26 protein-coding genes are annotated in these 24,874 nt (G+C 45.9%); 15 read left to right on the forward strand and 11 right to left on the reverse strand.

All coding sequences use genetic code 11. The annotated features are described in order from the left end of the window. Positions 1–21: 21 nt before the first annotated feature. A complete protein-coding gene (locus F941_RS00565) occupies positions 22–1,353 on the reverse strand; it encodes a PGAP1-like alpha/beta domain-containing protein (protein ID WP_005006668.1) in 1,332 nt (443 codons plus the stop codon). Positions 1,354–1,593: 240 nt separating this feature from the next. Here F941_RS00565 and F941_RS00570 point away from each other — a divergent pair, with 240 nt between their 5' ends. The 3 genes from F941_RS00570 (at position 1,594) to F941_RS00580 (ending at position 5,124) form a co-directional block, all read left to right on the forward strand. Then, complete coding sequence (locus F941_RS00570; protein WP_005006669.1) at positions 1,594–2,235, forward strand: YqiA/YcfP family alpha/beta fold hydrolase; 642 nt, start codon at positions 1,594–1,596, stop codon at positions 2,233–2,235. 253 nt (positions 2,236–2,488) lie between these two features. Then, positions 2,489–4,369 (forward strand): DNA topoisomerase IV subunit B, encoded by a 1,881-nt coding sequence (gene parE, locus F941_RS00575; protein WP_005006670.1) that lies wholly within the window; start codon positions 2,489–2,491, stop codon positions 4,367–4,369. Between the two features lie 245 nt (positions 4,370–4,614). Beyond that, positions 4,615–5,124, forward strand: coding sequence for a DUF1877 family protein (locus F941_RS00580; protein WP_005006671.1), 510 nt, complete (start codon positions 4,615–4,617; stop codon positions 5,122–5,124). Here F941_RS00580 and F941_RS00585 read toward each other — a convergent pair. Both F941_RS00585 and F941_RS00590 read right to left on the reverse strand, forming a co-directional pair. Then, positions 5,116–5,619, reverse strand: a complete 504-nt coding sequence (locus F941_RS00585; protein ID WP_005006672.1) for a GNAT family N-acetyltransferase — start codon at positions 5,617–5,619, stop codon at positions 5,116–5,118. The two genes, F941_RS00580 and F941_RS00585, sit on opposite strands and share 9 nt — an antisense overlap. A gap of 93 nt (positions 5,620–5,712) precedes the next feature. Next, complete coding sequence (locus F941_RS00590) at positions 5,713–6,450, reverse strand: outer membrane protein OmpK (protein ID WP_005006673.1); 738 nt, start codon at positions 6,448–6,450, stop codon at positions 5,713–5,715. 486 nt (positions 6,451–6,936) lie between these two features. Here F941_RS00590 and F941_RS00595 point away from each other — a divergent pair, with 486 nt between their 5' ends. The 5 genes from F941_RS00595 to F941_RS00615 all read left to right on the forward strand — a co-directional run bounded on the left by F941_RS00595 (position 6,937) and on the right by F941_RS00615 (position 11,325). Beyond that, the gene (locus F941_RS00595; RefSeq protein ID WP_005006675.1) at positions 6,937–7,302 is read left to right on the forward strand and encodes an HPF/RaiA family ribosome-associated protein; all 366 of its coding nucleotides are present in this window, start codon (positions 6,937–6,939) and stop codon (positions 7,300–7,302) included. Positions 7,303–7,446: 144 nt separating this feature from the next. Beyond that, entirely contained in the window at positions 7,447–7,989 is a 543-nt protein-coding gene (locus tag F941_RS00600; RefSeq protein WP_005006677.1) for an ankyrin repeat domain-containing protein, read from the forward strand. Positions 7,990–8,010: 21 nt separating this feature from the next. Next, the gene (locus tag F941_RS00605) at positions 8,011–8,790 is read left to right on the forward strand and encodes a transporter (protein ID WP_026253451.1); all 780 of its coding nucleotides are present in this window, start codon (positions 8,011–8,013) and stop codon (positions 8,788–8,790) included. Between the two features lie 55 nt (positions 8,791–8,845). Further along, positions 8,846–10,642, forward strand: coding sequence for a protein-disulfide reductase DsbD (gene dsbD, locus F941_RS00610; RefSeq protein ID WP_005006682.1), 1,797 nt, complete (start codon positions 8,846–8,848; stop codon positions 10,640–10,642). Between the two features lie 14 nt (positions 10,643–10,656). Then, complete coding sequence (locus tag F941_RS00615; RefSeq protein ID WP_026253449.1) at positions 10,657–11,325, forward strand: glutathione S-transferase family protein; 669 nt, start codon at positions 10,657–10,659, stop codon at positions 11,323–11,325. A gap of 9 nt (positions 11,326–11,334) precedes the next feature. Here the strand turns inward: F941_RS00615 and F941_RS00620 are convergent, their stop codons facing one another. Then, a complete protein-coding gene (locus F941_RS00620) occupies positions 11,335–12,522 on the reverse strand; it encodes a GGDEF domain-containing protein (protein ID WP_026253448.1) in 1,188 nt (395 codons plus the stop codon). Between the two features lie 246 nt (positions 12,523–12,768). On the opposite strand from F941_RS00620, the gene F941_RS00625 reads away from it, so the two are divergent. Next, a complete protein-coding gene (locus tag F941_RS00625) occupies positions 12,769–13,335 on the forward strand; it encodes an FMN-dependent NADH-azoreductase (protein ID WP_005006688.1) in 567 nt (188 codons plus the stop codon). Between the two features lie 110 nt (positions 13,336–13,445). Here F941_RS00625 and F941_RS00630 read toward each other — a convergent pair whose 3' ends face one another. Next, positions 13,446–14,357 (reverse strand): alpha/beta hydrolase, encoded by a 912-nt coding sequence (locus F941_RS00630; RefSeq protein ID WP_005006690.1) that lies wholly within the window; start codon positions 14,355–14,357, stop codon positions 13,446–13,448. A gap of 155 nt (positions 14,358–14,512) precedes the next feature. Here F941_RS00630 and F941_RS00635 point away from each other — a divergent pair, with 155 nt between their 5' ends. Then, positions 14,513–14,950, forward strand: coding sequence for a DUF2147 domain-containing protein (locus F941_RS00635; protein ID WP_005006692.1), 438 nt, complete (start codon positions 14,513–14,515; stop codon positions 14,948–14,950). Positions 14,951–15,080: 130 nt separating this feature from the next. On the opposite strand, the gene F941_RS00640 is transcribed toward F941_RS00635, so the two are convergent. Further along, positions 15,081–15,428, reverse strand: coding sequence for a Spx/MgsR family RNA polymerase-binding regulatory protein (locus F941_RS00640; protein ID WP_005006695.1), 348 nt, complete (start codon positions 15,426–15,428; stop codon positions 15,081–15,083). A 603-nt stretch (positions 15,429–16,031) separates the two neighbouring features. Continuing rightward, complete coding sequence (locus tag F941_RS00650) at positions 16,032–16,850, reverse strand: exodeoxyribonuclease III (RefSeq protein ID WP_005006697.1); 819 nt, start codon at positions 16,848–16,850, stop codon at positions 16,032–16,034. 39 nt (positions 16,851–16,889) lie between these two features. Between F941_RS00650 and pyrE the strand changes: the two genes are divergently transcribed. Beyond that, a complete protein-coding gene (gene pyrE, locus F941_RS00655; RefSeq protein WP_005006699.1) occupies positions 16,890–17,540 on the forward strand; it encodes an orotate phosphoribosyltransferase in 651 nt (216 codons plus the stop codon). Positions 17,541–17,788: 248 nt separating this feature from the next. On the opposite strand, the gene F941_RS00660 is transcribed toward pyrE, so the two are convergent. Beyond that, positions 17,789–18,430, reverse strand: coding sequence for a hypothetical protein (locus F941_RS00660; RefSeq protein ID WP_005006701.1), 642 nt, complete (start codon positions 18,428–18,430; stop codon positions 17,789–17,791). 76 nt (positions 18,431–18,506) lie between these two features. Between F941_RS00660 and F941_RS00665 the strand changes: the two genes are divergently transcribed. The 3 genes from F941_RS00665 to F941_RS00675 are packed head-to-tail and all read left to right on the forward strand — an operon-like array spanning position 18,507 to position 20,250. Continuing rightward, complete coding sequence (locus tag F941_RS00665; protein WP_005006703.1) at positions 18,507–18,836, forward strand: hypothetical protein; 330 nt, start codon at positions 18,507–18,509, stop codon at positions 18,834–18,836. Then, a complete protein-coding gene (locus tag F941_RS00670) occupies positions 18,790–19,812 on the forward strand; it encodes a hypothetical protein (protein WP_005006705.1) in 1,023 nt (340 codons plus the stop codon). Before F941_RS00665 ends, F941_RS00670 begins: the two co-directional genes overlap by 47 nt. Positions 19,813–19,815: 3 nt before the next feature. Beyond that, the gene (locus F941_RS00675) at positions 19,816–20,250 is read left to right on the forward strand and encodes a hypothetical protein (RefSeq protein ID WP_005006707.1); all 435 of its coding nucleotides are present in this window, start codon (positions 19,816–19,818) and stop codon (positions 20,248–20,250) included. A gap of 417 nt (positions 20,251–20,667) precedes the next feature. On the opposite strand, the gene F941_RS00685 is transcribed toward F941_RS00675, so the two are convergent. From F941_RS00685 to F941_RS00695, 3 genes are all read right to left on the reverse strand, one after another. Continuing rightward, entirely contained in the window at positions 20,668–21,807 is a 1,140-nt protein-coding gene (locus F941_RS00685; RefSeq protein WP_005006711.1) for a catalase family protein, read from the reverse strand. A 184-nt stretch (positions 21,808–21,991) separates the two neighbouring features. Then, a complete protein-coding gene (locus F941_RS00690; RefSeq protein ID WP_005006714.1) occupies positions 21,992–22,189 on the reverse strand; it encodes a DUF3565 domain-containing protein in 198 nt (65 codons plus the stop codon). Between the two features lie 75 nt (positions 22,190–22,264). Next, positions 22,265–23,701: a hypothetical protein gene (locus tag F941_RS00695; RefSeq protein WP_154649268.1), complete on the reverse strand. Its 1,437-nt coding sequence runs from the start codon at positions 23,699–23,701 to the stop codon at positions 22,265–22,267. A gap of 189 nt (positions 23,702–23,890) precedes the next feature. On the opposite strand from F941_RS00695, the gene gshB reads away from it, so the two are divergent. Beyond that, the gene (gene gshB, locus F941_RS00700; protein WP_005006718.1) at positions 23,891–24,835 is read left to right on the forward strand and encodes a glutathione synthase; all 945 of its coding nucleotides are present in this window, start codon (positions 23,891–23,893) and stop codon (positions 24,833–24,835) included. Positions 24,836–24,874 lie beyond the last annotated feature (39 nt).

Genomic DNA, 24,874 nt, shown 5'->3' on the forward strand with positions numbered 1-24,874 from the left:
TATTTGACCGCAGCAGCAGGATCAGGTCAGGGCGATGCCTTCAAAATGCTTTAAATCCATCATGTACTCATGGATTTCAGTGCAGTGGATATCCTCAGCATTGGGATAGAACCAATGCACAATTTGTTCGGCCACTTGCGGGTGATGCTGAATTTCAAAATGGTTTAAGCCGTAAAAAATCGCTTTGTGCGCATCCGGCACTTTCAGCTGATAGCGCGGGTTCGGATGCTCGCCCAAGGCGCTTTTGACACTGACCAGATAATCGCCAATCACTTGCAGCGTGCGGTTTTTACGGTTCTCAAACTCAATGGTGCCGGCCACCAGATAGGTATTGATGTGGGATGGAATCGGCGCGGGCTTGCGGTTGTCATCCATCAAGCCAATGCGTGCATCGTTATGTTCCCAGTCATCGTCCCGCACGCTGCCGTAGCGCAAGTCTAAAATGCCGTTGCTGCGGATATTGGCAATGTGGCCGATAATTTTCCCTAAGGGAATCCGCCGCAAATGCTTCTGCAGGGCAAACCCGATGCGCTCCAGCACAGCGCCATGATGCGGTGAGCCTAAGCAGACCAAGTTTTCGACCCGGTGAATCCAGCCGTACATATTCTGCTTGCCGTAAAACAGCGCGCTGCGCGAAACCAGTCCGCCCATGCTGTGGCCAATCAGGTCAATGCTGGTAATGCCCGGATTGCGCTGCACTAAATCTTCCAGTGTATTGGATAAGCTGCGGCCATTGGCAGAGATGCGCCGCCCAGTATTGTAGTTTAGGTACAGCATGGTATTGTGATCGCGCTGCGCCAGCAGTTTTTCGCCGATGCCGCCGTATTTCCGGGTTGACCAGTCTAAATGGCTCATGCAGAGGCCATGCACCAGCAGGGTAATGCGCCCAGTCAATTCACCTTTCTGCACAGCGCCGTAATGGTCATACACCACCATCGGCAAAGCCATTGGGTTATGATATTTCAGCAAATAGTCGCCTAAAACGCCGTTCAGCGCGCCCACTAAAAAATGCAGCGTCGGTGTCAGCTGCTTTTCATGCAGGCGGGGAAACTTTTCAATAATGCTGCGCAGCCCGGGCGCCAGCAAATAGTTTCCATAATTGAAAAAAGTTTCGTAGGTGAGCTGATATATTTTTTCAACATATGGAATTTTATGAAATTTCTTGGATTTTTGCTCGCTGATGCCAAAGATGCTGATCAGCAGTTCACGCTGAATGTTGCGAATCAGGTCATGCACGACATCGCTGAAACGCATAGTGACCAGCTGTGCTAGGCCTTCTAAAACATCTGCTTGGCTGGGCGGGGTACGGTCCCATTTACAATAGGTTTCATGCAGCGGCGTTAAACTAGGCATTGGTTGCTATCCTATTTCTCTGCATCCCGCGTAGGCGGTGATCTGCTTCAACGCAGGGATGGCTTTTCTTGTTGCTATTTTGTCATTCATCTCGAATTCATTTTAAAATACATAGATTTGCAGCAGTGTTCTGTTTATTTTGTCTGACAATCCAATAGATAACGCAGTTTTAATACAATGAGGTATTCACCGCATTGCTGCGCCTTCTTATGCGGGCAAGTTTGAGTCAAGGAATATGGCATGAATCTTATTTATTTGCATGGCTTTCAAAGCAGCGCCTTGTCCATTAAAGGTCAAATGCTGAAACGTTATTGTGATGAATCCCTTGAAGAAAAATCACGCCATATTCATGTGCACTTGCCGGATTTGAATCAGCCGCCGCTGCTGGCATTGCATCAGGTTTCAGAGCTGATTGGGCAGCTGGGTCCAGAAAATACAGCATTGCTCGGCAGCAGCCTAGGCGGATTTTATGCCCTGCAGCTGGCGGCCCGGCATCACATTCCAGCGGTCTTGATTAATCCGGCCATGCAGCCGTGGGCCTTGTTTCGAGCACTGTTTTCACATCAGGCGCTGCCTTATGCCGTGACGGCCCAATGGTCGCTGGATGATGCGCAGCTGGATGATTTAGAAAAAACTGCAATCAAAACAGCGAGCCAGCCTGCACCCGTTTTAGCGCTGCTGCAGCAGGGCGATGACGTGCTGGATTACCGTGACGCGCTGTGTTTTTTCAGCCAGCCGGGGAGCAATGCGGTGGTTATTTGTGAAACGCAGGGCAGTCATGGCATGGATGATTTTGCCGCTAAAATTCCGATGATTTTGCAATTTTTATCGGATCACGTCAGCTCCGCAAAAAAAAACTCTGAATCAATCCGGCAGCCATAAGTGTTAAGGGGGAGCGGAAAAAAATATGATGGCTGGCATCTGTTCAAATGCAGTGAAATCCCGTAAAAAAGAGCAAAAAGACGTTTGGCTTTAGGCTGGCGCGCCGCAACTTGACGCTTAAATGCGGTTTAAAACCGATAAATGGCGAAAGAAATAGCGCCGGCAAACGGATACATATGCTTTTTTGCTAAAAAGAATATACTGTAGCGCTTGAGATGAATCTTTTAACCAATCATGCAGGGAATTTTGCAACGTGACGCAATATACGGCTCAATCACTTGAAGTTTTATCTGGTTTAGACCCGGTCCGCCGCCGTCCGGGCATGTATACCGACACGACCCGTCCAAACCATTTGGCGCAGGAAGTGATTGATAATGCTGTGGATGAAGCATTGGCCGGTCATGCCAGCAAAATTACCGTCACGGTGTATAAAGACGGTTCGCTGTCTGTGGAAGACAACGGGCGCGGCATGCCGGTAGACATCCATCCCGAATATGGTCAAAGCGGCATTGAAATTATTATGACCAAGCTGCATGCCGGCGGTAAATTCAGTACGGATAACTACCAATTTTCAGGCGGCTTGCATGGCGTAGGCATTTCCGTGGTGAATGCGCTGTCGACCCGTGTAGAAGTGGAAGTGCAGCGTCAGGGCAATCTGCACAAAATGGCCTTTGCGCAAGGCGAACCGGTAGCGCCGCTGGAAGTGCTGGAAGGCAAATGCGCCAAACGCGCGACGGGGACACGCGTGCATTTTTGGCCGGAAGCTAAATATTTCGATTCGCCAAAATTTGCATTAAAAGCGTTAAAGCACAATTTAAAAGCCAAGGCGGTATTAGCCGCTGGCCTGCAAATCATTTACATCGACGAGATCAATAACGAAAAAATCGAATGGCAGTTTGAAAATGGCCTGGTCGACTACTTGATGGATGAATTGCAGGACCGTGAAATTCTGCCGATGCCGGCTTTTGTCGCAACAGGCGCGGCTGAACGCGCCAGCGCGGAATTTGCCATTTGCTGGAATGTCGAAGGCGGCGAGCAGGTTCAGGAAAGCTATGTCAATTTAATTCCAACCGCGCAAGGCGGCACGCATGTCAACGGCCTGCGTTCAGGCGTGACAGATGCGATCCGTGAATTTTGTGAACTGCGCAATTTATTGCCGCGCAATATGAAGCTGTCTGCAGAAGATGTCTGGGATGGCGTGAATTATATTCTGTCGCTGAAGTTCCAAGAACCGCAGTTTTCTGGCCAGACCAAAGAACGCTTATCCAGCCGTGAAGCGTCTGGCATAGTGTTAAATATTGCCAAAGATGCTTTTGCTTTGTGGCTGAATCAAAATTCAGAGATTGCGATGCAGCTGGCGGAAATGGCGATTGCCAAAGCTGGCCGGCGCTTAAAAGCAGCCAAAAAGGTTGAGCGGAAAAAAATTGTCTCGGGTCCAGCCCTGCCGGGAAAATTGGCTGACTGTGTCGGGCATACGCTGGAAGAGTCGGAACTGTTTATTGTCGAAGGCGATTCTGCAGGCGGTTCTGCGAAGCAGGCGCGTGACAAGAATTTCCAAGCCATCATGCCGATCCGCGGTAAAATCTTGAATACTTGGGAAGTGTCATCAGATGAAGTGCTGGCGTCGCAGGAAGTGCATGATATTGCGATTGCGATCGGCGTCGATCCAGGCAGTGATGATCTGTCTGAATTGCGCTATGGCAAAATCTGCATATTGGCTGATGCCGACTCGGATGGCTTGCATATTGCCACGTTGCTCTGCGCGCTGTTCGTCAAGCATTTTTCAAATTTGGTGGAAGAGGGGCATTTGTTTGTCGCCATGCCGCCGCTGTACCGGATCGATGACAATAAAGACGTGCATTATGCGCTGGATGATGAAGAGCTGGACAGTATTCTGAAACAGTGCAAAGCAAAAAGCCCGCAAATTACTCGGTTTAAAGGCTTGGGCGAGATGAATGCCAGCCAGCTCCGTGAAACCACCATGGATCCAAATACCCGCAGGCTGGTGCAGCTGGATTTGGATGACGCGCATTTTACTGCTGGGCTGCTGGATAAGCTGCTGGCCAAAAAACGCTCCAGTGACCGCAAGCATTGGCTTGAACAAAAAGGAAATTTAGCCGAATTGACGGTTTAATTGATGAAGTTCTGTAAATAAAAAAAGCCGCATTGATTGCGGTTTTTTTGTTGCCTTTATAGAGAAATGCCGCGCATCTCATTTGAATTGAATGCTGCCTTATTGCGCGCGCGCCATCCGTCTGCTGTCAAAAAAAGAATGGATTATTTACATGAAACAGAGCGCGAGCAGGAAATCTAAAGGGCCTGCATATACAATTTCTCAGCATATTTTTTCTTTTTTCGCGTTAATCTGAATGGAAGATCATGACAAGAAGACAATTGATGGAAGCAAGCTTATTTTTAATTCATCCAAATGATTTAGAAACTTTGATTTTAGAGGCGGAGACAGCTCAGTCTGTACTTGAATCGTCCTTTATCCAGCAGTCGCTTTATTTAGGCGATACTTGGGATGCCGTCAACCGCGCCTTGAATCCTGAAGGTCAAGCCGCCCAAAATGCGCTGCAATACGTCATTCAGGCAGAGCACCCTCTGTCGGAACGGATCGATCATCCTGAAGCGGTGCATTATAATACGGTAGTGCGGACAGATGAAATCCAGCAGCAGCTGCAAAAGCTCAGTGTCGATGAGCTTAAAAAGCGCTATCAGTTTGAGGTGGTGCAGACAGCGCCTGAAGAATTGGCGCAGGAAATCCGGCTGGCGGAGCTGAAGCTGATTTATCTGCAGCTTCAGGATTTTTACAGGGACGCGGCCAGACAGAATCTAGCAGTGCTGAGTGTCTTTCAAACGCGGATTAAGCCGGAAAAATTAATCTAAGACCAGCTGCATCAGCACCAAATCGCGCCATTCGCCAAACTTTTCACCGACTTGCGGCATATAGCCGGTTTGACGGAAGCCGAATTGCTGATGCAAGGCAATGGAGGCGGCATTGCCATGATCAATGCCAGCCACCATGACATGCTTGCCTTGCTGTTTGGCATAGGCAATCAGGTGCTGCAGCAGGCATTTGCCTAAGCCTTGGCGCGCATATTCCGGCGAGATATACAGCGAATGCTCAACGGTGTGGCGGTAGCCGGAAAAATTGCGGAAAGCGGCATAGTCCGCATAGCCTGCAATTTTCAAGTTTTCCTGATCTTCAATGACAAAAAAAGGGTCATTATTTTTTTGGAACAGCTGAAGTTTTTGCCGGAAATCTTCGAGGCGGTAAGCCTGATCATTCCATGTGGCGAAACCATGCAGGACTTCGGGATTATAAATTGCCAAAATACAGGGCAAGTCTTGTTCTGTGGCGGTGCGGATTTGAAAAGGCATGGCTGACGACAGCAGAAAAAAGAAGCTTTTATTAGAGGGCTTAGGCATAAAAAAAGCAAGGCGCTGGGCCTTGCTTTTTAATTCGCTGAGGAATTAGAAGTGGTATTTCACTAAAGCGCTGACATCATTTTGATCTACGCCCTGAATACCGTATTTGTTGTTCCAAACAGAGTGTTCAACACCAAGGTATAAGCGGGTTTTTGGAGAAATGTGCTTGCCGACATTCCATTTCCATTGAGTTGTCCAGTTCAGTTCACTTGCGTGGTCGCCTTTTTCAGCAGTTGACCAGTCCAGGAAGCCGTCAACCAGGAAATCTTCAGAACCGAGCTTAAATGGCACGCCATAAGTGATGGTCATTTGATAGTCATCTTTCAGAATATCATTGTCAGCACGGTAGAAGTTTACGCTGGCGTACTGTGTATACGGGATATCAAGGTCAAAGCCTACACCGTACAAGAAGTTATTGAATTCTTGGTTTTGACGGTATCCGGCATTGTGTTCCCACGTGGTTGCAATTAATACATCTTTAATTGGGCCAGCAGAAAGTTTTTTTCCTGAGACTTCACCGAGGCTTAAACGCGGCGATAATTCTAAATATGTAGAATGATCTTCATTGCCGTCCACTTGCTGGTCAACAAAGAAAAAGACATCTGCATATTTCAGTTTAGCCGCATATTCTGCAGTTACTGTTGTGCGGTCTTCAGTTCCCACTTCATAGTTGTCGCCATAAAGGCCGGTTAAGCTGAAGTCTTGCCATACGACTGGCGAAGCTTGAGTCAATGCAGCAGCAGACGCCAATGCACATGCAGTAACAAATTGTGTAAGTTTCATTAAAAAATATCTCCCCCGAGAAGCACTGAAAGCATACAGATTCTCTAGCAAAAATAAAGCCAAAAATGATTGGAGGTAAAAAAACTTCAAGTTTAATTTTTTTATTTTGAATGCTTGATATAGATAACTCCTTATTTTTTGAAATTTTATCGAATGAGCCAGGTTTTTATCTTCCAATTTTCTGGAGGCGGGCCAGCGTAAAATGCGGAAGAAATGCCGTGCAGCGGCAGGAAAGCCATATACTTTATAAGGGTTTCAAAAAAACATAAAATAGCACTTGCAAATTTTCCGCTTAGGCCCGATATTCAAAGTATAAGGACACAGTTCTGCAGACTATAAAAGTGTTCATCATTCAATGTGGAGGACAGCGTTCCAAACGAAATTGAAGATGTTCTGGCTGTTTAAAACAGCAAGTGTGAGTGTGCCAAGATAAGAAAGTTTTGCACAAAATTTTATAGATAATCCAGAAAGTTAGAGGATGATATTATGAACATAGAAATCCGTACAGATAAAAACATCCAAAATAATGAGCGTTTAATCGAATACGTTCGTGCAGAACTGAATCAGGAATTCCAGCGCCATAGTGAACGCATTACTCACTTTTCGGTGCATTTAAGTGACGAAAATGGGGACAAGGGCGGCAGTGACGACATAAAATGCATGATTGAAGCGCGTCCAGCGGGCTTAAAGCCTGTGGTTGTTACCCATAAAAGCCACAATGTCGATACTGCAATTCATGGCGCAATTGACCGTCTGAAACGAAGCCTAGAGCACGTGTTTGAGAAAAAAGAAAATCCGCGTGCGGTTCAGCCGGCATTTGCCGATGCTGATACCGATGATGAAGACGCTTAAGCGTTATTCAAAAAAAGAGCCCTGCGGGGCTTTTTTTTATGCCTCAGGATTTTATAAAGAAAATTCAGCTTGTTTACATTAAGTCAAAACAAAGGGCGGTTTATTCGGCATAATAGTCATTAATCATTTGAAGTGAGCTTTCCCATGTTAACAGCACAGCAGCAAGTTTTTGTGCAAGCTTTAGAAGAACAGAATCTTGAGCAGGTTCAGTCGCTTTTAGCAGAAGGCCTGAATCCGAATTTTATCGATTTTGATAAGGGGCCTGCGGTTTCTGTGTGGTCTGATGGCCTGTTTAAATGGTGGGAAGGGGTGTGTGAAGCTTATGAAGCTGGCGCGCCATTATCAGCGCAGCAAAAGCAGGAACGCCTGGCTGTGCATCTGGATATTTTAGAGGCCTTGATTCAGGCGAAAGTGAATTTGCATTTATGGGACGCAGAAGAGCTATATGGCCCCTTATGGGATGCCGCCAGCGCCGCCTGCGTACCTGCAGTCAAACGCCTGCTGGAAGAAAAGGTGAATCCAAACAGCAAAGACAGTGATGGCTTGACCATCCTTTCATCCATCAGCGATTTGTTTTTTGATTGTGATTTTGATGAAATCAATTGGGCGGAATCACTGGATGAAGAAAAGCAGACTTTAGAATTGCTGCGCAGCAATGGCGCCAAAATGACCAAAGAATTCGAGTAATTACAGAGAATTTGCATGATGATGAAAAGTAAAATAATCAAAACATTTGCATTTGCAGCTCTGGCGGGAGCCAGCACGAGTTACAGCATGGCTGCGGAATTTTCATTTGACCGGCCGGGCGCCGGCTTTGGCACGGGCATTACGCCAGTGGGCCGTCTGGCTTGGGAGCAAGGCCTGCCGAGCGCGGCTTATCAGGAAAGCACTGACGCAGCGGGTCTAAAGTCAAAAAATCTCACATTGAATGGCGACATGCTGCTGCGGACAGGCCTCGCGCAAGGGTTAGAGCTTCAATTGGGCTGGCAGGGCCCTGCGTGGTCTAAAACCAAGGCTGGCGGACGCAGCATGGAAGAAGACGGTTTGGGAGATGTCAGCATTGGCTTGAAAAAAGCCATTGATTTAGACGATGAACAGCTGTCGATGGCCATTTTAGCTGAAGCTGTTTTGGCGACAGGCAATGACGGTTTCAGCAATGAAGATGATATTTACAGCCTCAGTTCCGCTGTGGCGTACAATTACAGCGACTTGCTGCAGACCTCAATAACCATGCGCTATGAAGTGCAGAACAGCGACTGGGCCGTTTCAGCGATTCCAACCATTGAATATAAGATTGCGGGTAAACTGTCAGGCTACTCTGAATTTGTATTCCGCAAAGCGGAAAGTGAAGATCAGGAGTATTCACTGGGCACAGGGCTGATGTATGCCGTCAATGAGCGTATGCAGCTGGATGCCAGCGTGGGCGTGGACTTGAATGGCAAAGATAAAGGCTATCAGTCTGGCTTAGGCGTTTCTTATTTATTCTAATAAGATAGTTTTTAACAGCTGCAGCTGAAGGTGATTTCAGGATGAGTCGATTGGTATGAATAAATTGGCGTATGGCGCAGCTGCAGCCGTGCTGGCTTTCAGCGCTGGCCTGCAGGCAGAAACCGCCCTGCTTTCTGCGGAAGAGGCTTTTCCTGTTTCGGTCATCTCCAGTGCAGAGCAGCAGGCTGAACTGAGCTGGGACATTCCGCCGAATTATTATCTTTATCAGCACAAAATTACTGTGCAGCAGGGCAGTCAGCCGCTGGCGCTCAACCTGCCGCCTGCAGAAAGCCTGCATGATGAGAATTACGGCCAAGTGCAGGTGTATTACCGGCAGCTGCAGCTGCAGATTCCGACACAGGCGGCGCAGCAGTATCATGTGACTTGGCAGGGCTGCGCGAAAGACCGGGTCTGCTATCCGCCGCAAAGCATCGATTTTCAGACCGATGCCAATGGCTTGGTCAGCGTGCAGAATCATGGCAAGACCAAACAGCTGCTGGATTTAGCCGGCAAAGGCAATCTGCAGAACAGTACGCTGGCTGCCGAAAATGGCGCCGCTGCAGCGTCTGAACCTGTGCGGCAGGAAGAGGCTGCGGCCTCTGAATCTACGACGGCCAAAGATCAAATATGGTCAGAAAAACTGCAGCAAAGCTCATTGGCCTATGGCCTGCTGCTGTTCTTTGGCTTAGGGCTGTTGCTGGCGTTTACGCCTTGCTCACTGCCGATGCTGCCGATTTTGACCTCCTTGATCGTCCGTGACAGCAAAGGCTTAAAAGCATGGATGATTGCGCTGACTTTTGTCTGCAGCATGGCTATGGTCTATGCCGTTTTGGGGCTGATTGCGTCATCAGCGGGCCTGAACTTTCAGCGCTGGCTTCAGCAGCCGTCCACTTTAGTCGCTTTCAGCCTGCTGTTTATTGTTTTTGCGCTGAATTTGTTCGGGCTGTTTGAAATCAAATTGCCGCGCGCGCTGGTGCAGCGCCTAGATGATGTACAGTCGATGCAAAAAGGCGGCAGCCTTGTTGGCGCAGGCGTTATGGGCATGGTTTCCGCCTTGCTGGTGGGGCCATGCATGACCGCTCCGCTGGCAGGCGCGCTGCTGTTTATTTCACAGACTCAGAGCCAATGGCAAGGCGCAGTGCTGCTGTTCACCTTAGGTTTTGGCATGGGTACCCCGCTGCTGCTGGCCAGTGTGCTGGGGTCGCGTATTTTGCCGAAAGCCGGCATGTGGATGAACCAGATCAAAGTGCTGTTTGCCTTTATTATGCTGGGCTTGGCGCTGTATTTTGTCCGCCCGCTGATGAATGACGCGTGGATGCAAGGGCTGTCACTGGCGCTGGAACTCAGTTTTGTAGCCTACGTGCTGTGGCAGATTTTCCGGCGCAGCACGCAGCTGAAATGGCTGTACATCGTTGCTTTATGTTTGGCTGTGCCTTATGCCGTATACAGTCAGTATCAGCAGAGCCAGCGCTTTTTTGCCGAACAGGCTTCTGCGCAGGCTGTATGGCACCGGGCGCAAACTGCGGCTGAGTTTCAGCAGCTGCTGCGTCAGATACCTGACGGGCAAAAAGCGATTATTGATGTGTATGCCGACTGGTGCGTGGCATGCCAGCCTATTGAGCACCGCATTTTAAAGTCAGCGCAGGTGCAGCAGGCCTTGGCGCCTTATTATCTCATTAAGCTGGATCTGAGCCATTACGATGAGGCGCATCAGGTCCTGCTGAATCAATGGGATATCCTTGGCCCGCCGACGTATTTGTTTTTAGATGTGCAGCATCAGGAAGTGCGCGGGCTGCGTTTAACCGGCGCGTTTACAGAGGATGAATTGCTGCAGCAATTGCAGCGGTTTTGACCGTCAGGAGTATTATGATGCAGCTGCTCATCGCCAATAAAAATTATTCCAGCTGGTCCATGCGCCCTTGGCTGGTGCTGAAAGCGTTTGACTTGCCGTTTGAAGAGGTCATGATCGCGTTTTCTGCGCAGCCGCATGGCGGCGAATTTAAGCAAAAAGTGCTGAGCATCAATCCGAATGGCAAAGTGCCGGTTTTGCTTGATGACGGCCAGATGATCTGGGATTCTCTGGCCATTTGCGAATACTTGGCGGAAAAATTCCCTCAGTTGCCGCTGTGGCCAGCAGACTTGGCTTTACGGATCCGCGCGCGCTGTATTTCGGCCGAAATGCATAGCGGATTCATGTGTTTGCGCAGCCAGTGCGGAATGAATATCCGTGCAGATTTAAAGGCATTAGGCGCAAAGTTGTGGGCGGAGGATGAAGGCCTGTGCAAAGATGTGGCGCGCATCGAGCAGATTTGGACATCGCGTCCAAGTTTAGACCGCTTTCTGTGCGGGGCATTTTCAATTGCAGACGCTTTTTATGCGCCAGTCGTGATGCGTTTGAAAACTTATGGGCTGCCGGTCAGTGATTCAGCGCAGCGCTATATGGCGCTGATGATGGCGTATCCTGCTGTTCAGCAATGGGTGCAAAGCGCAGTGGCTGAACCGATGCGGATCGGGTATTTGGAAGCCGATCGTTAATCGGGTTCTTTATACCGCCGGCTCAGACGCTGCAAAATAAATTTTAACTGCATTCCGTCCGCTGGCTTTGGCCTGGTACAGCGCTTTATCCGCCTGGCTGAGCAGCTGCTGCGGGCGCGATTCCGCTGCCGCAATGGCTATGCCAAAACTGGCGGTAATTTGAATGCGCTGCCCTTCATCTGAAAACAGTTCAATCTGTTCAATCGCGGAGCGGCAGCGTTCAGCAATCTGCTGCGCCTGCTCTAAGCTGGAGTGATGCAGGATTAAGATAAACTCTTCCCCGCCAAACCGTCCAACAACATCTGTGCCGCGTAAAAGCTGGCTCAGGATTGCGCTCACTTTTACCAAGGCTTCATCGCCTTTATGATGTCCGTACTGATCATTGATATGCTTAAAATGATCCAGATCCAGCAGCACCAGCGCATAATTTTCATGCACAGGATGATTTAACTGATCAAGGCACTGATTGATGCTGCGGCGGTTGAATAAATTGGTCAGCGGATCCATTTGGCTCAGCTGCTGAATCAAGTGTTCGCGGTGCCGCCACTGGCTCAGCAGAACTTCAAACAGGATTAGGCAAGTGCATAAGATGGGCGCGATAAAAAACAGCATCGACAGCAGCCAAAAATGATTGCTGTAATAATGGTCACTGATTTGAAACAGCGGGCCATAACTTAAGCTGCCGGTATAGCTGAGGTAAGCGCTGCCGATTAAATATAATGTAGCCGGTATGAATGCGCTGTATACAATCACGCGCGGCAGAAGCACGAGGCCCACTGCGACCAGGCTGACGTAGGAAATCATGGTGGCGGGGCTGAGCACGCCAATCAGATAGCCGTCCCGGCAAAGGGAAATAACAAACAGCCCGACTGATAAGTAGGGCAGGGTCAGCTTGACCCAGCGTTTGTGCTGCCAAGCATAGCAGGGCCAGATCAGCATCAGCAGCAGGATGAAAAAAATGCTGTTCAAGCTAAGTTGCAGCTGAACGAGCGGAACATTCACCCATTGCCAAACACTCGGCGTGAGCAAGACAAAGGATTTCCAGATGATCCATGTCAGATGAACCGCCGCTCCTAAAAAAAGCATCAATACGCATTTTTTGAGGATATTCCAGTTCATAATGACTTCGCCTTCGAGCATATATTTCCTAATTTTCTGCTTCGAGAGGGCTTGGCCTTTGGGCGGAGGTATCTTCATACGCGTGCATTCGCCTTTATATTAATTATATTTTTTTCTTTAAGTTTATACAGATAGGATTATTTAATTCTAAAATAGCATGCTTTACCGGTGTTGGTGATGATTATTTTTTACTCTCCAGTCGTGAGGGCAAAAATCAATAATTGTTCTAAATATGAGACGGTGTGTCTTAATACTGATGATTATCTCATTCATGATTTTTTGTAAACTGCACTTAATCAAGAAATTTAAGAAACAGGGTTAATCATGAAAGTTCTGCATATCGATTCCAGCATCATGGGTGATGCTTCTGTATCCCGCCAGCTGAGCCAAGCCATTGTTGCGCAGCTGAAAGAAAAGCATGCAGATGCGCAAGTGGATTATTTAGATTTGGCGCAGCAGCCGATTGCGCATTTAACTGCTGAAATCCTGATGGGTAAAGATGCAGAACAGGCGGCTTTGGGCGAACAGATTATTCAGCAGTATTTAGATGCGGATGTCGTTGTGGTCGGCGCTGCCATGTATAACTTTGGCTTGTCTTCCGCGCTGAAAGCATGGATTGACCGCATCAGTGTGGCAGGCAAAACATTTAAATATACTGAAAATGGCCCTGTGGGTTTAGCGGGCGGTAAAAAAGCCTATATCGCCAGCAGCCGCGGCGGTGTCTATGGGGAAAACAGCCCCGTTGATTTTCAGGAAGGCATGCTGAAAACGGTATTTGGCTTTACTGGCGTCAATGATGTGGAAATTATCCGTGCAGAAGGGGTCAACATGGGGGCGGAGCTCAAAGACAAAGCCATGGCGGATGCAATGACTAAAATTCAGGCAATTTAACGTATTTCCTCGGCTGAAGCCTCTCCCTTCAATGGATTCAGCATTTGTATGGTCAGCTTCGGCTGACCATTTTTTTGTCAGGCCGCCCAGCTCTTCAGCCAGCAGCTGGCTTAATCGCGGTCTAGGCGGTGGGCAAAGTCCGACAGATCGGCCAAAGCGCGCTGGCCCTCTTCAAACCATGCGCTGAACATCTGAAAGTTGTGCCACATGCCTGTGTAAATTTTAAATTCAACATCTACACCGGCCTCATCCGCTTTATCTTTAAAGCGCTGCGCATCATCCAGCAAAATTTCTTTAGAACCCGCTTGCACATGGATCGGCGGCAATCCAGCCAACTCTGCAAAAAATGGCGAAACACAGGGATCTGCGCGGTCGACTGATTTCGGCAGATAATAGTCAATGCCAGCTTCCAGCGCTTCAATACTCAGCAGGGCATCATGCTTGCGGTTAAAGCGCAGCGACTCGCTGCTTAAGGTTAAATCCAAAAACGGCGACATTAAAATCAGCCCGCTGACTTGCGGCAACGCGTCTTTCTGGATCCGAAGCGCCAGCGCCAAAGCCAGATTGGCGCCGCAGGAATCGCCCGACAGGATGATATCTTTAGCCTGTATGCCTTGATCCAGCAGCTGGCAATACACATCAAACAGCGCCTCCAGCGCTTCAGGATACTGATGCTCCGGAGACAGCGGATAATCCAGATGCAGCACCTGCATCTGCGTGCGCGCCGCCACTTGGGTCAAGAACGCGCGGTGGGTATTCATGGAGCCCAGGAAAAAAGCGCCGCCGTGAATATGGAAAATCAGCTGGGTGGATTCATTTTGCGGTTTGAGTTCTTCGGCGCGGAGGCCTGCCAGGCGCAGCGGGCGGATGCGGATATCCGGATTTTGCGGAATGATCCGGCAAAGCTGCTCCAGCGTAAAACGCATTGTGCTGGGCGGTAAGTTCAACTGGCTTGGCGCGCGGATCGCCGTCTTGAGAAAGCGTTCTGTAAATAATTGTTTAGTCAGCGGGGATATTTTCATATTGTTTCCATCTTTTTATCTTTTTTGGCCAGTGTTTGCTTATTTACCAACACAAGTTACAAGGTTACACTAAATGGTCACATTCAAAAATTGCAAATTTGTTGTGAGTTTTTAATAATTAAGCTGTCTATACCAGACCAGGGAAATAAACAAAAATGAAAAAAATTGCGCTAGCATTGGGATTGCTCGGGTTAACTGTATTTGCAAACGCTGCAGACCCTTTAAATGGCACATCTTGGAAAACGATTGACGATAAAACCAAGCAGCCGAAAGCCATTGTGAAATTTACTGAACAAAAGAATGGAACATTGACTGCCAGCATTCAAAACATTTTGACCAAAGGTGAAGAAAATGCCTGCACAAAATGCGAAGGCCCGTACCATAACAAGTCTCTGAAAGGCTTGCGTATTGTCAGCGGCTTGAAAAATGCCGGCGGCGGCAGCTATGAAGACGGCACGATTTTAGATCCGCAATCAGGTAAAACTTACCGCCTGAAAGGCCAGATTGCAGACGGCGGCAAAAAGCTTGAGCTTCGCGGATTCATTGGGGTAGCTGTGCTTGGGCGCAACCAAACCTGGATTCGCGCAAACTGATAGCGGCCGTGCTTTGATGCCCGCCTAGGGCGCTGAGCCAAAAGGCGGCTCAGGCTCTGAATAGCCATAAAAAAAACCAGCTTTTTACAGCTGGTTTTTTAATGGCTTGTGACTAAGGATAAAACAAGGCTTATTTTAAATTGCGGTAGGCTTGTTCATCAAAACCGACAATCAGGCCTTGTTCTGTCTGCAGCACAGGACGTTTAATCATGCTGCTGTGCGCAGTCAAGGTTTCAATCAAATTTGCCTCACTGGCAAGGGCTGCCTGCTGTTCGGCCTCATTCAGCTTTTTCCATGTGGTGCCTTTCTTATTTAAAATAAGGTCTGCGCCTTTGGCATCCAGCCACGCTTTGACGGTTGCCGCATCAACCGCCTGCTTTTTATAGTCATGAAATTCATAGGCGAGCCCCAATTCATTCAGCAGGTCGAAGGCTTTTTTCATGGCGCTGCAGTTTTTGATGCCGTAAATCTTAAGCATTGGGATACATCCTAAAAAATAAATCATGCAATGCCCCACAGATTAACCAAAAATGCCGGAAAGCTCTATCTTCTGCATCCGCCTTTTCATGATTTAAAAATGGATAGCGCGGACGGAAAGGCTGTCATGAAATGGACATGTAGAGGCTTTAGACTATGCTTTAAGAACAATAATCCAAGAGCATGGCAGGGGAATCCCCCGCATGATAATAACAAAACTGTAAAATGAGACGAAGCGCATTGAATGCACAGCGCAGAAGATCAAAATGAAAAGGATAAACAAAAAAAGCTGTGCGGATCTTTACTGAGCGGAAGATTGAGAATGCAGGGGCCGGAAAAGAGAAAACCCGCATTTAATCATCCTGATCATGCGGGTCTCAGTACAACGTCCATTGTCACATCCTTGAAAAATAAACCCAATCATGAGCTTATTTTTGCTTTCTTCCTACGGCGTCCTATCCCTTCGTGTCATCCTGACAAGTCCCTGTGCCGTGCGACAATAATGCACTGAATTGAATGTCAGTAAAATCTGCTAAAACGGCAGGGCTTGTGCGAAATCGTCGTTAATTCAGTAAACACTTGTTTACTGAATTGGACAGAAGATTTAAAGTTTATAGTCGATAATCACGGGCGCGTGATCGCTGAACCATTCATCCTTAAACACCCAGGCATTGACGGTGCGGTCTTTCCAGTCCGGTGAGCAGGCGTGGTAATCAATACGCCAGCCCACGTTTTTTGCGCGCGCCTGCCCGCGGTTGGACCACCACGAGTACAGCTCAGCTTCTTTGCGCACTTCACGGAAGGTATCGACATAGCCCAAATCATCATAAATATGATCCAGCCATGCGCGTTCGTGCGGCAGGCAGCCGGAAGACTTCTGGTTGCCGGACCAGTTTTTAATATCGATGCGCTTGTGCACAATGTTGTAGTCGCCGCAAACGATGATGGATTTATCCTCATCGCGCCATTGCTTCAGAATTTTTGCATATTCTTCCAAGAAGTGATCTTTGCGCGCCTGCGCCTCATCGCCTGAAGAGCCGGACGGCAGGTACAGCGAGCAGATGTGTACCGATTTTTCGAGACCTAAATCAAATTCAGCAGCAATGAAACGCCCTTGCGAATCGGCCAGTTCAAAACCCAAACCGTCAGTCACGGAAAGGAAAGGCAAGCGGCTGTAGATGGCGGTGCCCGCATACCCTGCGCGTTCTGCAGGGAACAGGTGGGTATGCCAGCCTTCCGGTTTGAATTTATCCGTCCACTGCGCATGAGTAATGCGGCTTTCCTGCATGCAGATCACGTCGGCATCAGACTGTTCCAGCCATTCCAGCAAGCCTTTGGTCACAGAAGAGCGTAAGCCGTTGACGTTAATTGAAACCACTCTTAGAATTTTTTGATCACTTGGATAGCTAGTCTTTGGTATCATGCTCAGGTTTAACCTCAACTTAGAAAAATGGAGCACCCCATGACAGCGCAAGCGGCATTTAACCCACAGGCTTTTATCGAACTCGCCTTATCACGCGGTGTGCTTAAATTTGGTGAGTTTACTTTAAAATCGGGCCGCGTGAGTCCTTATTTTTTCAATGCGGGCCTGCTGAATGACGGCGAAGCTTTATCATTGCTGGCTTCGGGCTATGCAGCAAAATTAACAGAATGCGATAACGTAGACGTTATTTTTGGCCCTGCATACAAAGGCATTCCATTTGTCGCAGCGGCTGCCGTGGCTTTATCGCAAAATCATGGCGTAAGTGTGCCATGGGGCTTTAACCGCAAAGAAGCTAAAGATCACGGCGAAGGCGGTGTATTGGTTGGCGCGTCGGTTGCGGGCAAAAAAGTCTGGATTATTGATGATGTGATTACGGCGGGTACAGCCATCCGTGAAGTCGTGTCGATTCTGAAAAATGCCGGCGCGCAAATCGCAGGTGTTCTGGTGGCGCTGGACCGTCAGGAAAAGGGGCAGGGTACTTTGTCCGCGATTCAGGAAGTGCAAAAAGAATTAGAAATTCCTGTGCATGCGTTAATTACCATGAAAGATTTGATGACTTTCTTAGATGCTAAAGGCAAAACTGAAGCTTTGGCGAAAATGGAAGCGTACCGTGTGAAATACGGCATTTAATTTTTTAGTGATAAAAAAGGCAGCAATAGCTGCCTTTTTTATGATTTGTTGAAAGCACAATGATTGAATCAAACTAATGAAAAATGTGGATCAGTCGTTGACTAATAGGCGTGGAGCGTGAAGAATTATTAAAAAAAGCCAAAGATAATTATTTTAGGTTTTTGATTTAATGTAAGGTTATGAATTAAATAAATAATTTAAAATATTTCGTATGGCGCGTATTATGTTAATTTTAGAAAAACTAACAATCAATTGCTTATAGTTCTTATAAAACCTTGCCCAGTTTTTTTATCTTGAATAAATAAATCAAAGGATGATGTTATAGAGTTATCTATACGCTTTTGTGTTGTATAAAAAAATTTTAATAACTCCGTGTGATAATTATAAAAATCCTCAAAATTTAAGAAATTTCCTGCTTTTCTCAAAGAATTTACAAATAATTGATAAATCGGGTCGTCAGGCGTTCCTTCAAAAAGAGAAAAATGTGCATACATAGGATTAATTACTTCATATTCAATATAATTTTTTTGAATTGATAGATGAATAACTTCTACTTTTCCTAACGTAAATAGAGAAAAAAAGGCTGTTCCTGTTGCATGCTGTACAGGTTTACCAGCACTTAAATACATAGCTCTTGCTACTTGAGCTACCTGTAAAAAATCCCAATTGTTCTGTTTCGCATAAATCTCTAATACTTCATGAAAGTAATACATCAGTAAAACATCACCTGAAACAGTAATTGCGCCATATTCCCAATACTTAATTTTCTTATAGTCATCCACCACTGTTCTTGCAGGCAAGCCTGTAAACGGTTCGCACTCTATAGTCAGCCGATGATCACCGGTAAGAATAATGTAATCATTGAGATTTATGGCAACGGTCAATGTCATATTGTGATGGAGTTTTCAAAGAATAGAATTGTATAATCAAACCATAAAATAAAAATTATTAAAAAGGTTGAACCCTATGGGTGGAAAATTTGAAGTAAAAGCAGGTCAACATCAATTTAAATCAGGTGAACAAGTTGTGAGCCATATTCCTATATTGCCAGTATTCCAGAATGGTTTATTTAATTTGAGTGTACAGCTTACTGATGGTGAAAATATTCCTCATAAAAACAAAGCATACTTTGCTGTAACTGAATCAGGAAAAATGATTGAAGGTATTACAGATGATAAGGGGTATACATCACCAATTTATACAGAAAAAGAAGAAAATATTAGTTTTCATCTAATTGATAAATATACATATGAAGAAGAAGAACCATGTCAAATCTTACGCAAGATTAAAAATTAAAGAAAGTAAGAATGTTTTAAATTTTGATAAATTCAGCTTTATAGCTACATTTGTCACAAGTAGTGGACGAGTTGGAATTACAAGCAAGCTTCCCATACAAGCTAATGGTTTGGGAGCTGAGGTTTATTATAATTTAAAAAAAAATGAAGATCCTACAAAATCAACAGTTTCTTTTAAAATATTCCTTCCTTCGGGCACGGAATACAATTCAAATGTTCCAATTCATGGTAAGGCTTATACAAAAGAACAAGGTTCTAGTCCAATAATTACTGAACATGACCTAAAACTTTTCCAAAATAAAACGAAAGAAGAAGATAAATATAAAATTCAACACAGAATTACGCCTACAACTTACCCTGTACCTGAAGGATTAAGAATGGTCGCATACCTTAGAAATGAAATTAAAACCGCGGGAAGTAAAAATAGCATAGATCCTCAAATTATTGCATCCATTGTATTTGAAGAAAAAATGCATGGAGTTTGGGCTTACAGAAAAAATCTTCTATCCTTTTATCGTAATTTAGGAGAAATTTTTCCTCACAACAGTTATGGCTTTGGAGAGATGCAAGTTGGTTTAGCTGCTGACTTAATGAAGATTGATAAACGTAACCCCAATTGGCTTGATGAAGTATTTGTTGTTATTTGCACAGATGCAACCATTGCTATGGACTTAGTCGCTAAAAATGTAATCCGAGGTGGAAAAATTCTAGGAAGAAAGTTAACACTTCAAGAATCAACTGTTTTTTACAATGCAGGGGAAAAAGCTCTTAATAGTTGGATAAAAGGAGAGATTCCAAAAGCTCGTTTGAGTACAGCAGTTTATGCACGTTCATGGAAATGGCAGGAAGCAATAAAGCTTGCTTTAGGAGGTGATGTTATTGCTATACCTGACGGTTGTGAGGGCACTTGCAGGGCTGATCCTGAGCGACAAGTTGAAACGTGGAAATTCGACCCATCTTTACGATTGAGTTTATAAAATATGATTAGGCCGTTAGCGGTACTCGCTTTATTTTTGTCAGGTATAGCAGGGTATACCATAGATAAATTTGGACAGGATTTATGTATATATGAATATATATCAATGAATTCTGTCACTTATTTTAAGGAATTAAATGGTGTTTCTGCCAATGATCCATCCATGTTAGGAATGTGTGGATTGGTATCCATAGTTTTCTCTGTAGTATTAATTTTCATAAAAAATAAATACATTTATTCTAGCTTGGCATTTTTTTTAATCGTAATAGAATTAATATTATTGGGTATGCTGGAAACAGCATCCTATAAAGAAATTATTTATGATTCGATCACTAAGTGCTTAAATTTTTCTGTTCTTGGATGGGTTGTTCTTCAAGCAATATTCATTATTTTTAGTAGTTTCTATGTTGTAAAAAATGAAAAATCTAACGCTATTTAATATAATGGGCATTATACGAAATTAACCAAAACAAAACCATATAAATCAATAATTTAATTATTTTTCATAATCTCAAAAAATACCCAAAAGCTGACTTGGAAACAAGTCGGCTTTTTATTAAGCGAATTTGTGACTTTTAGCCAATAAGTGTGATCAAAAAACATTTAAATTTTGGGGTGAAAAATAGTCAGTTTCGTACGCCCTGGCGTACATGGATTCAAGCGCTTTGCGTCTACTCCATACCATAGTAATTGCTTATGATGAGGACATAGAGAGCAGGATGCTCCAAAGAATAACAATAAAGATCAGCACAGGGATGAGTCAGGTACGACAGGAGTTATACCGAAGCATCAAATACGAAAAACCCCGACAGGATGTCGGGGTTTTTTTATGCGTGAAAATGAAGGGCAATGCGCATTAATGCGGTTCTGATCGACTGGTGGAATTCATTTCATGCCTTACTTGGCTGATGCGGTCGTAAATGACTTTACGCATACGGTTTATTGCGCCAAGCGGTTGATGTTCCAGCCGTGCATGCCAAGGGCTAAACGAAAGATTTTCACAAAATTTATTTTGCTCAGGGGTATCAAAAATTTGCTGAGGAATGCGAATGGTCGCCACTGTGTAAAAAGGCGCTTGGCTTTCTTTCCATTCGGTCATGGAGTCTTCAATAGACATGGCATTTGAGGTTCTAGGCTGTACTAGAAACTCCATACAGCTATCCGCTTTTTGCAAATCACTGCGCATTGCTTCTCTGAGGAAATTAGGGTGAGGTGCATGCGGCATAGGCGTTGTAAGCGCGGAGCAGGCCCGGGCAGAATATTTGACGGCCTGCCGGTCAGGGTCTGTCCCTAACTGATAGGGCACCATCGACCAGTATCGTGTTTGCAGCGGATTTGAAATTTTGCTCCTGGAATTGAAGGCAATCCAAGTGCCTTTTATCCCTAAGGCAAAAGGAATATGAAGTTTTTTTAAAACTCCACTGCCATTGATATCCTGCATGAACGAGATATACCGATCGGGATCATTCACAAAAAAAACGGGATGATTAATCATAATGAAATCTTGTGTAGATGCTTCATCTGGCAAAAGCTTTTTTCCAGGCACGCTTAATAGTTTGATGGCCATGCCTCGGGCATCGCTTTTGATGTCTGCCTGTGTTGCGTCACGAGATCCGTTCGAGAAACGAATCCATGCGTGATAGGTTTTTCCTGGAACAAATACCCCTTGGGCCAGATTTTTCGGCAGTGTTTCATTGATTTTGAATTCAGCGCGGACACAGCCATGCGCCTTAGGATGCGCATCCCGCAGGGCTAAGCCTGAGGAATATTGTTTCCGAATGGATGCTGCAATGATGTCTGCAATTTCTTCCGCTTTGACGGCTTCATTGGGATGCAGGCGCTCACCTAAATGGTGATCAATCCTGGGATAAACCGTATTGTTCGGTGTATGCAGTGCGGCAGGAGGCGTATTTGCATGCACTGCCGTACACATGCTGGCAGCCATGAGAGTATGGAGTAGCGGATTTAGGCGCATGGGCTGTATCAGGTGCGGCATTGATGGCCTCCTTGCCTAAGGCTTGCATTCATTTTAGTTTTGATGAGGCAGCATTGCTTAAACATATTATTTAAGACACATTATAACGGGATGATCTGTGATGTTTCTTATTCACTCTTTATTGTTTGAAATAAAATGTAATTTTATTCGGAGTTGAAAAAGCGGCCTTCTCCTATAAACCGTTCTATAGCAAACTGCGCGTTTCACATTTCTTGCACTCCAGCATCACTCCTAATTTGGCTTTTCGCCCATGCTCCGTCAAAACCCAAGGCCGGTTCTGCCAAGGCGGATCATGCCGCACATGCTGCGTGTGGCCGCAGGATAAAATCGCGTACCAGTGATTTTCATCATCCAAAGCAAAATCAATAATGGCTTGCTGCATAGCCAATCCCTATAAAAAGATCATACGAGATGAAAGGGCATTAAGCCCATATCATCAGCATAATGGTTTTCAAAATTATAATCTTGAACAATCTGGGCTAGAACCATAGCAATTGCCGGACTTCATTTCATAAATGGTGGAATGTCCCGGATTTCCCTTCGGCCGCGGTACACCTTGCGGCACAAAGAAGGTCACCGAATGAGCGCCGTATAAACCCGCAGGAATGGTCATTTCTCTTAAAACGACATAGGCGCTGTCAAAATGCACATAGTCCATGCCTGTACCCGAGGAAGGTGATCCGCCGACCACAGGCGGGGTATGAATGCTGCGCGCTTTATTATAGGATGCTTTCCATGCATCTATATCTGCACGCGTGGCAGGGCGAAGCAAACCCTTCGATACTGCATCCTGTATGCCAGCTGGGCCAGCCAAAGGTGCATTTGGATCAATCACGTCTTTGATGGAACGTTCATGTGATGAACTCAGCTGCGTATCTGCACTGATATTGCCGATATTGGCGCGCCCATTTTGAGCAATCACAACCGCTTGAATATCACGTTGCAAAATGCGCTGCGAAAGCTGATTCATTTCTGCGGCATTGTCATCCGATACATAGCTGTAGCCGCACTGCGAATTTTTATAAGAGCTTTCTAAAACAGGGATGGATTTTGGCAGGCCAATCACACGCTGTGCGTGATAGCCCGTTGCAATGACACCAACGATTTTGGTGTTGCTTTCCCATTTAATTTTCCAAATGGTCGGCTCATAGGCACCTAAAATCAACACCACAGGACGGTTGTGCTGAACTTGGATGTCCATTTCGGTCGCCTGATGGCCGCTATCGTCAATTTGATAATTGGTTTCCTTGCCTGAGTAAGCGCCTGTAGCAAATACATCAAATTGAGCAGGGAGTTGAGTCTTAAATTTGGTGCAATCATTTTGGATTGGTGGCGTATACCTCGAATTTTGTCGTTGCTGACGGTGAGCCGTCACAGAAGACAGCAGGGCGGCCCTTAACAGGTCGGAGCGATCAGGCGCTTCTTGTCGATATAAACAGTCTTTTGGACGAACTTTGTCGGCTAAGTCTGAGAAACATTGCCATGTTGTGATGGGCTGTCCCGCATTGATTTGCGGCTGAAAGTACAGATGATGACCCGCCAGTGAAGCAGGGATGCTGTCATGGTTCTGCAGCTCGGCAGACAGCTGCACTTGCTCAAAACGAAACACAATACCGTCTTTTGTGTCCAAGTTGGCAACGACTTCTTTTTGAATCTGTGAAGACTGGCGCAGCAGCTGCATCACTTGCTGTGAACTCTCCTGAGTGTGTGACAAATACAGCTGATTCACTTGCGAAACGAATAGTTGTTTTTGCTGTTCAATATGCTTTAACACTTGATGATTTTGATATTTCTCAAAGCCAAGTGTTCCAGCAAAGCCTAAGCCGACAAAGGCGCAGCTTCCCAGTACACCGGCCATGACCCCAGATTTAAATGTTCGATGATGATTTGGCATTTTTATACATTTTTTTTTCATTTATTCGTGCTTAAAATACAGCAAAGTTTTTAAAATAAATACAATACAGTCTTTAAATAAGCCGCTTATCCAAGCCTGATTCAAAGATAAGCATCACAAAAAATCAGAAAACATCAGCACTAATCTCCGCTATACTTTTCAGCAATCAAATTTATATGAGCGTTCCAGATGCGTGTACTTGTTGTGATGGATCCCATCGAAAATGTAAACCTGAAAAAAGATACCTCAATGGCCATGCTGTGGGCAGCTGCACGCCGCGGCCATGAGTTGGGCTATGCATTGCAGCAAGATTTATATATTGATCAAGGCAAAGCCTTTGGCTTAATTGCGCCGTTAAAAGTCTTTGAGGATTACAACCACTATTACGAATTAGGCGATAAGAAAAAGGAATCGATTGCAGACTACGATGTGGTTTTAATGCGTAAAGATCCGCCGTTTGACATGAACTTCGTTTACACCACCTACATTTTGGAACAGGCGGAGCGCGAAGGCGCATGGATTATCAACAAGCCGCAAAGCCTGCGTGACTGCAACGAAAAACTCTTTGCGACGCAGTTTCCAGAGCTGCAGGTTCCGACTTTGGTGACATCGCAAGACAGTTTGATTCGTGAGTTTCTGAAAGAACATGTTGATGTCATTGTCAAACCGCTTGACGGCATGGGCGGAACGGGCATTTTCCGCTTATATCAGGACGGCATCAATATTGGCTCAACCATTGAAATGCTGACCGATAATGGGACACGGCCGATTATGGCGCAGCGCTACATTCCAGAAATTGTGGAAGGCGATAAGCGGATTTTGATGGTGAATGGCGAGCCTGTGCCGTACTGCCTGGCGCGTATTCCGCAAAATGGCGAAGTGCGCGGCAACCTGGCAGCAGGCGGCCTAGGCGAAGCGCGCCCATTGACTGATAATGATAAAGCCATTGCGGCCAAAGTCGGGCCATTCCTGCGTGAAAAAGGACTGGTGTTTGTCGGTTTGGATGTGATTGGCAATTACGTGACGGAAATTAATGTCACCAGCCCAACCTGCGTGCGTGAAATCGATGCGCAATTCGGCACGTCCATTGCGGATGATTTATTTGATGTCCTTGAAGCAGGTTTAAAAGCTTAATTTTGCACTAGATTTAAAAGAGCCCTTAAAGGGCTCTTT

Source organism: Acinetobacter bouvetii DSM 14964 = CIP 107468, assembly GCF_000368865.1.
In the GTDB taxonomy this organism is placed as follows: domain Bacteria; phylum Pseudomonadota; class Gammaproteobacteria; order Pseudomonadales; family Moraxellaceae; genus Acinetobacter; species Acinetobacter bouvetii.

Bases quoted from the DNA above. Each gene is read 5' to 3' on its own strand.
- F941_RS00605 (WP_026253451.1), top strand. From the start codon at position 8,011: ATGAAAAGTAAAATAATCAAAACATTTGCATTTGCAGCTCTGGCGGGA.
- F941_RS00620 (WP_026253448.1), bottom strand. From the start codon at position 12,522: ATGAAGATACCTCCGCCCAAAGGCCAAGCCCTCTCGAAGCAGAAAATT.
- F941_RS00585 (WP_005006672.1), bottom strand. From the start codon at position 5,619: ATGCCTTTTCAAATCCGCACCGCCACAGAACAAGACTTGCCCTGTATT.
- F941_RS00595 (WP_005006675.1), top strand. From the start codon at position 6,937: ATGAACATAGAAATCCGTACAGATAAAAACATCCAAAATAATGAGCGT.
- F941_RS00670 (WP_005006705.1), top strand. From the start codon at position 18,790: ATGAAGAAGAAGAACCATGTCAAATCTTACGCAAGATTAAAAATTAAA.
- F941_RS00615 (WP_026253449.1), top strand. From the start codon at position 10,657: ATGATGCAGCTGCTCATCGCCAATAAAAATTATTCCAGCTGGTCCATG.
- F941_RS00580 (WP_005006671.1), top strand. From the start codon at position 4,615: ATGACAAGAAGACAATTGATGGAAGCAAGCTTATTTTTAATTCATCCA.
- dsbD (WP_005006682.1), top strand. From the start codon at position 8,846: ATGAATAAATTGGCGTATGGCGCAGCTGCAGCCGTGCTGGCTTTCAGC.
- F941_RS00590 (WP_005006673.1), bottom strand. From the start codon at position 6,450: ATGAAACTTACACAATTTGTTACTGCATGTGCATTGGCGTCTGCTGCT.
- F941_RS00695 (WP_154649268.1), bottom strand. From the start codon at position 23,701: ATGCCAAATCATCATCGAACATTTAAATCTGGGGTCATGGCCGGTGTA.
- F941_RS00600 (WP_005006677.1), top strand. From the start codon at position 7,447: ATGTTAACAGCACAGCAGCAAGTTTTTGTGCAAGCTTTAGAAGAACAG.
- F941_RS00640 (WP_005006695.1), bottom strand. From the start codon at position 15,428: ATGCTTAAGATTTACGGCATCAAAAACTGCAGCGCCATGAAAAAAGCC.
- F941_RS00630 (WP_005006690.1), bottom strand. From the start codon at position 14,357: ATGAAAATATCCCCGCTGACTAAACAATTATTTACAGAACGCTTTCTC.
- F941_RS00660 (WP_005006701.1), bottom strand. From the start codon at position 18,430: ATGACATTGACCGTTGCCATAAATCTCAATGATTACATTATTCTTACC.
- F941_RS00665 (WP_005006703.1), top strand. From the start codon at position 18,507: ATGGGTGGAAAATTTGAAGTAAAAGCAGGTCAACATCAATTTAAATCA.
- F941_RS00625 (WP_005006688.1), top strand. From the start codon at position 12,769: ATGAAAGTTCTGCATATCGATTCCAGCATCATGGGTGATGCTTCTGTA.
- F941_RS00570 (WP_005006669.1), top strand. From the start codon at position 1,594: ATGAATCTTATTTATTTGCATGGCTTTCAAAGCAGCGCCTTGTCCATT.
- F941_RS00635 (WP_005006692.1), top strand. From the start codon at position 14,513: ATGAAAAAAATTGCGCTAGCATTGGGATTGCTCGGGTTAACTGTATTT.
- F941_RS00685 (WP_005006711.1), bottom strand. From the start codon at position 21,807: ATGCCGCACCTGATACAGCCCATGCGCCTAAATCCGCTACTCCATACT.
- F941_RS00690 (WP_005006714.1), bottom strand. From the start codon at position 22,189: ATGCAGCAAGCCATTATTGATTTTGCTTTGGATGATGAAAATCACTGG.
- F941_RS00650 (WP_005006697.1), bottom strand. From the start codon at position 16,850: ATGATACCAAAGACTAGCTATCCAAGTGATCAAAAAATTCTAAGAGTG.
- F941_RS00675 (WP_005006707.1), top strand. From the start codon at position 19,816: ATGATTAGGCCGTTAGCGGTACTCGCTTTATTTTTGTCAGGTATAGCA.
- gshB (WP_005006718.1), top strand. From the start codon at position 23,891: ATGCGTGTACTTGTTGTGATGGATCCCATCGAAAATGTAAACCTGAAA.
- pyrE (WP_005006699.1), top strand. From the start codon at position 16,890: ATGACAGCGCAAGCGGCATTTAACCCACAGGCTTTTATCGAACTCGCC.
- F941_RS00565 (WP_005006668.1), bottom strand. From the start codon at position 1,353: ATGCCTAGTTTAACGCCGCTGCATGAAACCTATTGTAAATGGGACCGT.